This is a genomic window from Streptomyces sp. NPDC030862 (genome assembly GCF_055571835.1).
Window position 1 is genome coordinate 357,760 of record NZ_JBVIEN010000002.1, and the last position, 11,892, is coordinate 369,651.

At 75.3% G+C, this 11,892-nt stretch carries 10 protein-coding genes; 2 read left to right on the top strand and 8 right to left on the bottom strand.

Going from position 1 to position 11,892, the window contains the following annotated elements; translation table 11 throughout:
* Positions 1–5 precede the first annotated feature (5 nt).
* The 5 genes from ACZ42X_RS05915 to ACZ42X_RS05935 form a co-directional block, all read right to left on the bottom strand.
* On the bottom strand, positions 6–1,511 hold the full coding sequence (locus ACZ42X_RS05915; protein ID WP_468284717.1) for a penicillin-binding transpeptidase domain-containing protein: 1,506 nt from the start codon (positions 1,509–1,511) through the stop codon (positions 6–8).
* Positions 1,508–2,908 (bottom strand): FtsW/RodA/SpoVE family cell cycle protein, encoded by a 1,401-nt coding sequence (locus ACZ42X_RS05920; RefSeq protein WP_468284719.1) that lies wholly within the window; start codon positions 2,906–2,908, stop codon positions 1,508–1,510. Before ACZ42X_RS05920 ends, ACZ42X_RS05915 begins: the two co-directional genes overlap by 4 nt.
* A 116-nt stretch (positions 2,909–3,024) precedes the next feature.
* Positions 3,025–4,332, bottom strand: a complete 1,308-nt coding sequence (locus tag ACZ42X_RS05925) for an ATP-binding protein (RefSeq protein ID WP_468284721.1) — start codon at positions 4,330–4,332, stop codon at positions 3,025–3,027.
* Positions 4,329–5,105 (bottom strand): hypothetical protein, encoded by a 777-nt coding sequence (locus tag ACZ42X_RS05930; RefSeq protein WP_468284723.1) that lies wholly within the window; start codon positions 5,103–5,105, stop codon positions 4,329–4,331. Before ACZ42X_RS05930 ends, ACZ42X_RS05925 begins: the two co-directional genes overlap by 4 nt.
* 81 nt (positions 5,106–5,186) lie before the next feature.
* A complete protein-coding gene (locus ACZ42X_RS05935; protein ID WP_468284725.1) occupies positions 5,187–7,403 on the bottom strand; it encodes a PBS lyase in 2,217 nt (738 codons plus the stop codon).
* A gap of 188 nt (positions 7,404–7,591) precedes the next feature.
* Here ACZ42X_RS05935 and ACZ42X_RS05940 point away from each other — a divergent pair, with 188 nt between their 5' ends.
* On the top strand, positions 7,592–8,398 hold the full coding sequence (locus tag ACZ42X_RS05940; protein WP_468284727.1) for a nuclease-related domain-containing protein: 807 nt from the start codon (positions 7,592–7,594) through the stop codon (positions 8,396–8,398).
* Here the strand turns inward: ACZ42X_RS05940 and ACZ42X_RS05945 are convergent.
* Together ACZ42X_RS05945 and ligD are read right to left on the bottom strand one after the other, a co-directional pair.
* Positions 8,395–9,297, bottom strand: a complete 903-nt coding sequence (locus tag ACZ42X_RS05945; protein ID WP_468284729.1) for an ATP-dependent DNA ligase — start codon at positions 9,295–9,297, stop codon at positions 8,395–8,397. The two genes, ACZ42X_RS05940 and ACZ42X_RS05945, sit on opposite strands and share 4 nt — an antisense overlap.
* The gene (gene ligD, locus ACZ42X_RS05950) at positions 9,294–10,178 is read right to left on the bottom strand and encodes a non-homologous end-joining DNA ligase (RefSeq protein ID WP_468284731.1); all 885 of its coding nucleotides are present in this window, start codon (positions 10,176–10,178) and stop codon (positions 9,294–9,296) included. Before ligD ends, ACZ42X_RS05945 begins: the two co-directional genes overlap by 4 nt.
* A gap of 50 nt (positions 10,179–10,228) precedes the next feature.
* On the opposite strand from ligD, the gene ku reads away from it, so the two are divergent.
* Positions 10,229–11,251: a non-homologous end joining protein Ku gene (gene ku / locus ACZ42X_RS05955; protein ID WP_468284733.1), complete on the top strand. Its 1,023-nt coding sequence runs from the start codon at positions 10,229–10,231 to the stop codon at positions 11,249–11,251.
* A 36-nt stretch (positions 11,252–11,287) separates the two neighbouring features.
* Here the strand turns inward: ku and ACZ42X_RS05960 are convergent, their stop codons facing one another.
* Positions 11,288–11,890, bottom strand: coding sequence for a TetR/AcrR family transcriptional regulator (locus ACZ42X_RS05960; protein WP_468284735.1), 603 nt, complete (start codon positions 11,888–11,890; stop codon positions 11,288–11,290).
* Positions 11,891–11,892: the final 2 nt, after the last annotated feature.

Here is an 11,892-nt window from a genome sequence, read left to right on the forward strand (position 1 = left end):
GATAATCACGGCCGGGGCGGCCGCCCGGGTTCGTTCCGCGGAGCGAGACGATCACTCGCGCCCAGCGCCGCCTCCATCACCGTGCGGGCGATCGGCGCCGCGCTGCCGCTGCCGCTGATGTCCTCGCGGTTGGCGCTGGCGTCCTCCACGACCACCGCCACCGCCACCGCCGGACGGCCCGCGTCCGCCGCCTCCGCCCACCCGATGAACCAGGCGTACGGCGTGCCCGTGTTGCCCACGCCGTGCTGGGCGGTGCCGGTCTTGCCGCCGACCCGGGCGCCCTCGATGGCCGCCTTGCCGCCCGAGCCGTGCTCCACCACGTCCAGCATCAGCTGCCGCAGCCGCATCGCCGTCACCGGCTGCATCGCCTGCCGGTAGGAGCGGCGCACGGTCTGCGCGACGATCCGGCCGCCCGAGGTGGTGGTGCGGTCCACGAGGTACGGGTGGGCGAGGTCGCCGCCGTTGGCGACGGCCGCCGCGACCATCGCCATCTGGAGCGGGGTGGCCGTCGTGTCGTACTGGCCGATGGCCGAGAGCGCGAGCTGGTCCGCCGTCATGTCGGTGTCGAAGTTGGAGCGGGCCACCCGCGAGGGGATGCGCAGCGCGTCGTCGTTGAAGCCGAAGCGCGCCACCGCGTCCAGCATCCCGGCCAGCCCCACCTTCACCCCGAGGTGCGCCATGACGGTGTTGCACGACCAGCGGATGGCGTACGCGAGCGAGGCGTCGGCGCAGCCCTTCGCCTCGTTCGGAAGCGGCGTGCGGGTGTGGGGCAGCAGGTACGGGTCCGGGGCGCCCGTCGGGGCGTCGACGTCCGTGACGATCCCGGCGTCCAGCGCGGCCGCCGCCGTCACGATCTTGAAGGTGGAGCCCGGCGGGTACGTCTGCCGGAGCGCCCGGTTGAGCATCGGCCGCCCCGGCGCCGCGTTCAGCCGCGTCCACGCGGCGGTCACCGCCTCCCCCGTGCCGGAGAGCAGCCCGGGGTCGTACGAAGGGCTCGTCACCAGCGCCAGGACCCGGCCGCTCGACGGTTCGAGGGCCACGACCGCGCCGCGCCGGCCGTCCAGCCCCTCGTACGCGGCCCGCTGGAGCACCGGCTCGACGGTGGTGACGACCTGGCCGCCGGGGCGGCGGGTGCGGCTGAGGTCGTTCCAGAAGGGGAAGGGCGCCAGCAGCGGGCTCGTACCGGACAGGACGGCGTCCTCGGCGTTCTCCAGGAGCGTGGTGCCGTACGTCTGCGAGGCGTAGCCGGTGACGGGCGCGTAGAGCGGGCCGTCGCGGTAGGTGCGCTCGTAGCGCAGCGGCTGGCCGGTGTCGCGCGAGCCGGTGACGGCCTGGCCGCCGACGACGATGTCGCCGCGCGGCTGTGCGTACCGGGCCATCGTGGGGCGGCGATTGGCGGGGTTCTTGTCGAGCGAGGGCGCCTCGACGATCTGGACGCGCGCGGCGTTGAGGAGGAGCGCGACGAGCAGGACGAAGCTCAGCGCGGCGGCGCGGCGGATGTGGCGGATCACCGGGCGTCCTCCGGGGCGGTCGGGGCGGTGCGGGTGGCGGACGTCAGGGCCCTGCCCCCGGGGCCCCGCGCGGGTACGGGGGCGGGCTCCGGGGCCGGCTCGGCGGGGGCGCGCGCCGAGTCGCTGACCCGGATCAGCAGCGCCACGATGATCCAGTTGGTGACGACCGACGAACCGCCCTGGGCGAGGAACGGCATCGCCATCCCGGTGAGCGGGATGAGCCCCATCACGCCGCCCGCGATGACGAAGACCTGGAGCGCCACGATGGAGGCGAGCCCGGTCGCGAGGAGCCGGCCGAAGGGGTCGCGCAGTTCGAGGCCGGTGCGGTAGCCGCGTGCGACGAGGAGCGCGTACAGCATGAACAGCGCGGTGAGGCCCGCGAGGCCCAGCTCCTCGCCGACGGTGGCGAGGATGAAGTCGGACTTGGCGGCGAAGCCGATGAGGGTCGACTCGCCGAGGCCCAGGCCCGTGCCGAGCACCCCGCCGGCGGCGAACGCGAACAGCGACTGGGCGAGCTGCCCCGGGCCCTGGCCCGCCTCGATGGAGGCGAAGGGGTCCAGCCAGTCCTCGACGCGCCCGTTGACGTGCGGCTCCAGGCTGCCGACGACGAAGGCGCCGATCCCGGCGAGCAGGACCCCGACCGCGATCCAGCCGGTGCGGCCGGTCGCCACGTACAGCATGATCACGAAGAGGCCGAAGAAGAGCAGCGAGGTGCCGAGGTCCCGTTCCAGGACCAGCACCCCGACGCTCACCACCCAGATGGCCACGACCGGGCCGAGGACGCGCCCGGCGGGCAGCCGGAGGCCCCGGACCCGGCCCAGTGCCTCGTGGTTGACGGCGAGGTACGCGGCGAAGAAGACGGCGAGCAGGATCTTGGCGAACTCGCCCGGCTGGAAGGACAGGCCGCCGATCCGGATCCAGATCTTGGCGCCGTTGACGGCCGGGAAGAAGATCGGCACGGAGAGCAGCACCAGTGCGGCGGCGACCGAGACGTACGCGTACCGCTGGAGCAGGCGGTGGTCGCGCAGGAAGACGACGGCGACGATGAACAGCCCGACGCCGAGGGTCGACCAGACGAGCTGGGTGGGCGCGGCGTGGTCGCCCGGGGTCTCCAGGTCGAGGCGGTAGATCAGGACCAGGCCGAGGCCGTTGAGCAGGACCGCGATGGGCAGGAGCAGCGGGTCGGCGTACGGCGCGCGGAGGCGGACCGCGAGGTGCGCGAGGAGCGCGAGGAGGCCGAGTCCGGCACCGTAGGTGGCGGTGTCCGGGGGCACGGCGCCGTGGCGGGCGAGGCCGACGGCGGCGTAGCCGTACACGGCGATGAGCGCGGCCGCGACGAGCAGCGACAGTTCCACGCCGCGGCGCTTGCTCGGGGGCGGGGCACTCGGTGCGGTCATGGTCCGCAACGTAGCAAGAGGTGGGGGGAATTTGGCGTTATGTCACATTTTGTGCCCTCGGCCGGTGTCGCCCCTGCCACGTCGCCTCCCGCCGTGTCGCCTCAGCCGGTGCCACCTCAGACGGTGTCGTCCGTGAGGTCGACGTACTCCGGGAGGGTCAGGCGGGCCTCGGCGCCGCCGTCGGGGGCGTTGGCGAACGTCAGCTCCGCGCCGATGACGGCCGCCTGGCCCGCCGCGATCGTCAGGCCGAGGCCGTGGCCCTTGGTGCCGCTCTCCGTGCGGAAGCGCTGCGGGCCGTGCTCCAGGAGGTAGGGCGGATAACCGGGCCCGTGGTCCCGGACGGTCACCACAGGCCCGTCCACGGTGAGGGTGACGGGCGGGCGGCCGTGCTTGTGGGCGTTGGCGACGAGGTTGCCCAGCACGCGCTCCAGGCGCCGCTTGTCGGTCTCCACGCGCGCGTCGCGGACCACGTGGACGCGCGTGTCGCCGCCCGCCGCGCGGGCCGCGCGCTCGGCGAGGGGGCCCAGGTCGTGGACGTCGAGGTCGACCTGCTCGGTGCGGGCGTCCAGCCGCGAGATCTCCAGCAGGTCCTCGGTCAGCGCGCGCATCGCCCGCACCCTGTCCCGTACGAGCTCCGCCGGGCGGCCCGGCGGCAGCAACTCGGCCGCCGCCGACAGGCCCGTCAGCGGCGTGCGCAGCTCGTGCGCCACGTCCGCCGTGAAGCGCTGCTCGCTCAGCAGCTTGTCCTGGAGGCTCGACGCCATCGTGTCCAGCGCCACCGAGACGGTCGCGACCTCGTCCTGGGGGCGCGACGGGTCCTTCGTGCGGGGATCGTGGACGCGCGCGTCCAGGTCTCCCGCGCTGATCCGCCGCGCCACCTGCGCCGTGAGGTGCAGGCGCCGCGTGACCCGGGTGACCGCGAACGCGCCCACCAGCAGCGTCGCGCCGATCGCCAGCACCGAGGAGCCGACGATCGCCTGGTCGAGGCCGCTGATGGTGCGCGCGCTCAGCGAGTAGTCCACGCGCACGGCGAGCGCCCGGCCGTCGGCGGGCCCGGCCGCCCACATGGTGGGCCGGTTCTCGAAGTCCGCCACCACCGTGCCGCGGCGGCCGCCGGCGGCGAGGTCGCGCAGGGACGGTGGCAGGCCGGGCGGGTCCACGCCCGCGAACCGGGGGAGCGGCTCGCCCGCCTCGTAGGCGGCGGTGACCTCCTCCAGCCGGTCCAGGGCCTTCTCGCGGGCCGTCTCGACGGTCTGGCGGCTCACGGAGACGTGGACGAGGGCGCCGAGGAGCGCCGCCAGGGCGCAGCACATCACGGCGATGAAGACGGCGGCCTTCCAGGTCAGCGTCGCGGTCCAGGCGGGGAGCCGGGGCCGGCGGGGCCGGCGCGGGGCCCCGGTCCGGCGGCTGCGCTCCGCGGTCACGGGGTCTCCCCGGAGGGCACGGGCGCGGGTGTCGGCGGCTCCGTCGGGCGCGGCTCCGTCGGGCGCGGGGCCGCCGTGTCCGGGCGCGGCGCGGACGGCTTGACGCGGATGATCTCGTCGCGCGTCGGCAGCATCGTCCGCTGCTGCCCGTCCCACGTCCACGCCGTGCGGTACTCGTAGCCGGGGATGCCCGCCGAGACCACGCGCGTCACCAGGTCCTTGCCCGCGAGCTCCACGCTCACGATCTGCTCCACCGTCGACATGATCCGCGTGAGCCCGCCCCGCTCGGGCAGGTAGACGCGCAGCCCCAGCTGCTGGTCCGGCATCCGGATGCCGACGATCAGCTCCTCCCTGCCGTCACCGGTCAGGTCCCGGTAGTACGGCGTGAGCACCGGGCACGCCCTGGGTGCGCTGCCGCACCGCTCGATGGCCCGCGCCGTCTCCTCGTACATGCCGTCCGGGCCGCTGTACTGGTCCGGGTGGGCGGCCACCTCCGCCCGGACCACCGCCACCGGGTCCGCCTTGCGCACATCGCCGTCCGGGATGCGGATGCCGGGGACGCGCTCGGCGTCGCTCTCGCCGTAGTCGATCGGCGGTGCCGTCACCGGCGGCAGGTCGGGCCAGAGGCGTACCGGCCCGACCGCCGTCGGCGTGGGGCCCGCGCTCTCCAGGGCGCCGGGGTCGTCGCAGCCCGCCAGCAGCAGCGCGCCGAGCGAAGCGGCGGCGGGCAGCAGGAGCGCCGCGTACGCGGCGCGGCGGTGCGGGCGGCTCACGGTGGTCCTGGTGCTCCTGCTCTCGGCCGGGCGGCCTCTCGGCCGGGGGCGGTCTCGTCGACCTCGTTCGTCCCGTAAACCTTATTCGTAGGGAAGTCCTTTTTGTCGACCGGCGGCGGCCGGCCGGTGCCCCAGCCCCCGGCGGCACAGTGCCAGCAGCTTCTCGTCATGGTGGATGTCGTGGTCGCCGGAGCTGCCCTCCGAGACGTTGTGCCTGCGCTGCCGGGCCAGCTCGCTGCGCAGCAGCGGCGCGGCCGGCTGGGCCGCGACGGGCCCCAGCTCGGCGAGGCACTCGGCGATCTCCACCCGCGTGTAACGGTTCTCCCGCCAGGCCGCCACCAGCACCGGCAGCGCCTCCTGTACGTCCCCGGTCACCCGGCACAGCGCCACCGCCGCGTCCACCCGCAGCCACAGGTCCGGTGCCGTCAGGCAGGCGCGCAGCTCCGGCGCCGCCGCCCGGGCCGCCCCGCCGATCGCGCCCACCGCCCACGCCGCCTCCCGCCGCTCGTGCGCGTCCGGCGCCCGCAGCAGGGCTCTGAGTCTCGGCAGTACGGCCCCGGCGTCGCCGTCCACCGCCCACAGGGCCCGGGCCGCCATGCTCACCAGCCCCGCCGAGCCGCCGCCCAGCAGCACCCGCAGGTCCTCCGCCACCTCACGGGCCGCCGGACCGAACGCCGCCACAGCGCGCAGCGCCGACTCCACCACCCACTCGCGGCGGAAGGCGGGCGCCCCGCGCAGCACCCGCACCACCTCAGGCAGCGCCTCCACCGCCCGCAGGTGCGCCAGCGCCAGCAGCAGCGGCCCCGCCTGCTCGCTCAGCCGGTCGTCCAGCGGCAGCCCGGCCAGCCGCCGCCGCAGCGCGGGCGCGAGCGGCGCGGCCGCCTCCCCGAGGTGCGGCACCGCGTACATCAGGTGCACGTTGAGCTCGGGCTCGTCCAGGGCGCAGGCCAGTGCGGGCACCGCCCGGGCGTCGCCCGCGCGCGTGAGCGCGAGGAGCGCGCTGCCCAGCCACGCCGGGCCGCCCACCCGCTCCGGCTCCCAGGGCGCCGGATCCGCCGCCACCCGCGCCGCCAGCGCGTCGGCGGCCGGGCGCGCCAGCTCGAACAGGCCCTCGAGCCAGGCCGCCGCCGCGGTCCTCAGCCGCGGCTCGGGGTCGGTCAGCTGCGCCCCGACGAGCCGCACCACCTCGTCGTACGCCCCCCGCCACGTCTGGACCAGGCCCCCGCACATCCACACGGCGTCGGCCCGCTGCCCCCAGTCGGGGCTGCGCAGCTGGTACGTGACGAGCCCGATGCGGTCGTCGACCCGGTCGTCCAGGGCGCAGTGCAGCGTCCGCAGCAGGTCGTCCGCCCACGCCGTGCCGCATCCCGCCCCCGCCCCCGCCCCCGACCCGTGCTCGTCGTACTCCTCCCATGCGTACCCGGCCGGCAACGGGGACCACAGGGCGCGGCCGAACGGCTCGGTCTCCCGGGCCGGCTCCACCTCCCGGGCCGGCTCCACCTCCAGGGCGGGCCACACCTCCAGGGCGGGCCTCACCTCCAGCGCGGGCTCCGTACGCGGTGTCCGCCGCAGCGCCGCCAGCAGCCCCGTCACCCGCCCCACCACGTCCGACGGCAGCCGCGCGGGCGCGCACCGCGCCAGCTGCGCCAGCGACGCCAGCCGCAGCGCCGGGTCCTGCGCGGCGTCCGTCAGCCAGGCGAGCCACTCGGCGGTCTCGTCGCGCAGCGACTCGTAGCGCAGGGCGATCCGGCCCACCGCCTCGACCAGCGCGAGCCGCACCTCCGTGTCGGTCTCGACGGTCAGCCGCTCCCGCAGCAGCACCAGCACCCGCGCCGGGTCGCCGTGCAGCGAGGCCAGCGCGCCGGGCGCGGCGAGCCGCACCTCGCGGTCCTTGTCGCCCAGCAGCCCGAGGAACACGTCCGACCCGGCGGCGATGGCCGCCGACGCCATCGCGTAGTTGGCCGCGTCCTCGAACCCCTCGTCCTCCGGGTCCAGCGCGGCCACCTCGTCGTCGCCGCCCAGGTCGATGCCGCCGATGCTGGTCAGCAACTCGATGATGCAGCCGCGGTCCTGCACCTCCGGGGAGGCCACCAGCTCCAGCAGGAACGGGATGCAGGCCAGCGTCGAGTCGTACACGTCCCCCTGGTGGTGCACCGTTCCGTACATCCCGTCCAGCGCGGCCTCACGCTCGGCCGGGTCGCCGGAGGCCAGCCCGCGCAGCAGCGCGGGGACGTCGTCGGCGGGTCCGTAGGCATGACCCAGCGAGGCCCAGTCGACCTCGTCGATCCCCGTGAACATGCCCATCCCTCCCCGTGAACACTGCACTTGGGGGCAATAGTGCACCACACGGGCCGCAACCATGACCCGCCAATCGGACACGCATCGCCACCCTTCCGACACGCGCGGCACGCGGCGCCGAAACCCGTCGTACCGCGTCTTGCCGCCCGTGAGCGGGGCTGTTCCCATGGGCGTGGGGGTGGTGCCGCATGAGCGGACTGCGGGTCACGCCGACCCGCCGGTACGGCCGGGACCGGCTGCACGTCAGCCTGCCCGACGGCCGGGCGGTCGCCTGGTACGACCGGGACAGCGGCCGGATCAGCCTGCTCCAGGACGCGTACGCCGACGCCGTCATGGCGGCCCTCGCGCCCTTCGTCACCGGGACCGTCACCATCGGGCCGCCGCCCGTCCCCACCCCCGCCGACCTGCGGCGACTCTCCCTCCACCCCGACGACGACCTGGCCCCCAACCGCCCCGGCGAGGCCCTGCACCTGGCGCTCGGCCGGACCCCGCCGCGCCGCTTCGGGCGCGATCCGCGCCCCGCCGAGCTCGCGGCGCGGCAGCGCGTCGGCGATGCCCTCGACCGGCTGGACCGCGCCGGCTGGCGCGTCCTGCACTCCGTACCGCTGCCGGGCGCGTCGCACCTGGACCACCTGGCGATCGGCCCCGGCGGGGTGTTCGCGGTCCGCACCCTCGCCGCGCGCGGCCGCCGGGTGCGGATCGCCGACCCGGACGTCGCGGTGGGCCGCGCCGAGCCGAGCCCGCACCTGCGGTGGCTGCGCCGCGACGCCGAGCGGGCCGCACATGCCCTGGCCACGGAGGTGCGGCCGCTCCTCGCGGTGGTGGACGCGGCCCGCCTGGACCCGGTCCGTGACGTGCGGGGACCGCGGGACGTGCGGGTGGTGCGGGACGGCGAGATCCCGTCGCTCGCGGCGCTCGGCGGTGTAGTGAAGCCGGCGGACGTGGAGGCGCTGTACGCGACGGCACGCGACCGCCGCACGTGGTTCCCCGTCTAGTTCTTCAGCCTGAGCACCGTCGTCACCGTGTGCCGGGTCGTGCCCGTCGCCACCTCCGCCGTCAGCTCCGGCGGTACGGACCGGTAGGCGACGTCGCCGATGCCGACCGCCTGCGCGGTCGCCGGCTCGCCGGGGGTGAGCTCCCGCAGCGCCGCGCCCGCGCGGGAGCGCAGGACGGGCGGCAGCGGGCTGGAGACCACCGGGACGTCGTCGTCCGGCAGGACCAGCACCAGCGCGGCCGGCCGCTCCCGTGCGCCCGTGAACCCGACGACCACCGCGTCCTTGGTGTCGGTGTGCCGGTACTTGCGCCAGACGCGCTTGCCCGGCTTGTACGGCTGGTCGAGCCGCTTGATCACCAGCCCCTCCACGCCGATCTCGGGCAGCGTCTCGTACCAGGTCTCCGCCAGCTCCGGGTCGGTCGTCATCGGCACCGCCTGGATCGGCGGCCCGAGCTCCGCGAGCAGCTCCACCAGCCGTTCGCGCCGCCAGTCGTAGCGCACCGGCCGCAGGTCGGCGCCGTCCGCCGCCAGCACGTCGAAGGCGGCGTACGAGGCGGGCAGCCGCCGCGCGAGCCCGGGGGCGCGGCCGGGCGTGGCGAAGGCCCGGCCCTGGACGGCGGCGAAGTCGGTGCGGCCCTCGCGCCAGACCACCACCTCGCCGTCGAGGACCGTGCCCGCCGGGAGGTGCCGGGCGGCCGCGGCGAGGTCGGGGAACGCGGCGGTGATGATCCGCCCGGAGCGGGCCTGGAGCACCACGTCGTCACCGCTCTGGCGGAAGATCACCATCCGGTGCCCGTCGAACTTCGGTTCGTACGCGAGCCCCGCCTCGCGCGGCAGTGCGCCCACCGTCTCGGCGAGCGCGACCCGTACGGGCGGTCGCAGGGCGGCGGCCGTCGTCATGGCAGGGCCCCGGCGCGGTCCGGGTCGAGCAGCGGCGCGAGGAGGTCGCCGTACCGCTGGAGGCGCGGCGGGAGGTCCTCGATGCGGAAGGCGAGCCGGGAGGGGTGGCCGCAGGCCTCGACCTCCTCCCAGGTGACGGGCGTGGAGACGACCGGCTCGCGGCGGGCCCGCAGGGTGTAGGGGGCGGCCGTGGTCTTGGCGGCGGCGTTCTGGCTGTGGTCGACGAAGACCTTGCCGGGCCGCAGCGCCTTGGTCATCCGGTGCACGACCAGCCCGGCGAGCTCCGCCTCCGCCTCGACGGCGAGCTTCTTCGCGTACGCCGAGACCCGCTCGGAGGGCGCGGGCTCCAGCGCCGCGTACAGGTGCAGGCCCTTGGCGCCGGAGGTCTTGGCGTACGCCTCCAGGCCGTCGGCGGCGAGCCGTTCGCGCAGCCAGACGGCGACGTGGCAGCACTCCACGACGGTGGCGGGCGCGCCGGGGTCGAGGTCGAGGACGAGCCGGTCGGCCTCGGCGGGGGCGTCGGCCCGCCACTGCGGGGTGTGGAACTCCACCACCAGGTTGGCCGCCCACATGAGGGAGGCCAGGTCCTCGACGACCACCTGGCGGGTGCCCTTGTCCTCCGTCCGGGGGACGGGCACGGTCCGCACCCAGGCGGGGGTGCCGGGCGGCGGGTTCTTGGTGAAGAACAGCTGGCCATCGGGGCCGTCGGGGTAGCGCAGGAAGGACAGCGGGCGGCCCTGGAGGTGGGGGAGCAGGAAGGCGGCGGCGGTCGCGTAGTAGTGCAGGATCTCGCCCTTGGTGGTGCCGGTGGCGGGGTGGATGACCTTGTCCAGGTTGCTGAGCGCCAGCCGTCGCCCCTCCACCTCGGTGATCGGCGTCATACGATGAGAATCCCATGAAACCGGGACGAACGGGATGAAAGGGACGAACCGTGCGGTCCATTTGGAATGGTGCGATTTCCTTTGGCCTGGTCAGCATCCCCATCAAGCTGGTGAACGCCACCGAGAACAAGTCCGTCTCCTTCCGGCAGATCCACGTCGAGGACGGCGGCCGCATCCGCTACCGCAAGGTGTGCGAGCTGGACGGCGAGGAGGTCCAGACGTCGGAGATCGGCAAGGCGTACGAAGAGGCCGACGGCACGATGATCCCGATCACCGACGAGGACCTGTCCGCGCTGCCGCTGCCGACCGCCAAGACGATCGAGATCGTCGCCTTCGTCCCGTCGTCGGAGATCGATCCGCTCCAGATGGACGCGGCCTACTACCTCGCGGCGAACGGCGTCCCGGCCGCCAAGCCGTACACCCTGCTGCGCGAGGCGCTCAAGCGCAGCGACCGGGTCGCGATCGCCAAGTTCGCCCTGCGGGGACGGGAGCGGCTGGGCATGCTGCGCGTCGTCGACGACGTCATCGCCATGCACGGCCTGCTCTGGCCGGACGAGATCCGCGCCCCCGAGGGCGTCGCCCCCGACACCTCCGTCACGGTCCGGGACGCCGAACTCGACCTCGCGGACGCCCTGATGGACACGCTCGGCGAGGTCGACATCCACACCCTCCACGACGACTACCGCGAGGCGGTGGAGGAGCTCATCGCCGCCAAGGCGGAGGGCGGCCTGGAGGTCCCGGCGGAGCCCAAGAAGGAAGGGGGCGGCCAGGTCATCGACCTGATGGCCGCCCTGGAGAACAGCGTCCGCGCCGCCCGCGAGGCCCGCGGCGAGCCCGCCCCCGCCGAGGCCTCGGTGACGGAGCTGTCCCCGCGCCCGCGCAAGAAGGCGCAGGCGGCGCCGAAGGAGACGGGCGCGAAGAAGTCCACCGCGAAGACCGCCAAGTCCGCCGAGTCCGGGGAGAAGGCCGCGTCCCGCAAGTCCACCTCCAAGACCGCGAAGGCGGCGGAGAAGAAGCCGGCGGCGAAGAAGGCCCCCGCCAAGAAGGCCACTCCGCGCAAGCGCTCGGCGTGACGGCGGCCCGGCACGCCCTGCCGACGACTCGCCCCGTCACTCCTTCCGCAGCAGCGTCTCCAGCACCGACTCCAGGTACTCCGGGTCCCGGGGTAGCGCCTCCGGGGTCGCGTAGGTGAGCTGGGTGTGGCCCAGGTACGAGGTGTAGGCCAGCAGCGCCCTGCGGGCGGCGGCGGCCGGGGGGAAGCCGAGTTCCTCGAAGAGCCGGGAGACGTAGGCGACGCGGCGCTCGGTCACGCGGTGCAGGACCGCCGCGACGTGGGGGTGGTCGGCGGTGGCGAGGAGGGAGACCTCCAGGGCGTCCTCCGCCGCCGAGGCCGTGGCGTTCAGGAACAGCGTGCGCAGCCGCTTCTCCGGGTCCGGCTCGGGGGCGAGGGCGGCGATGACCGCCTCGGTGCCGGTCTCCTCCCAGCGCAGCAGCGCCGCCTCGATCAGCGCCTCGCGGTTGGCGAAGTGCCAGTAGAAGCTGCCCTTCGTCGCGCCCAGGCGCGCGGCGAGCGGCTCCACCGCGACCGCCGCCAGACCGCCCTCGCCGATCGCGGTGAGGGCGGCGTCGGCCCAGTCGCGGGCGGTCAACCGGCGCCGGGAGGCCGGCGGTTGGGAGGCGGTCTGCTGGGGGGCGGGGCGTCGGGGGGCCATGA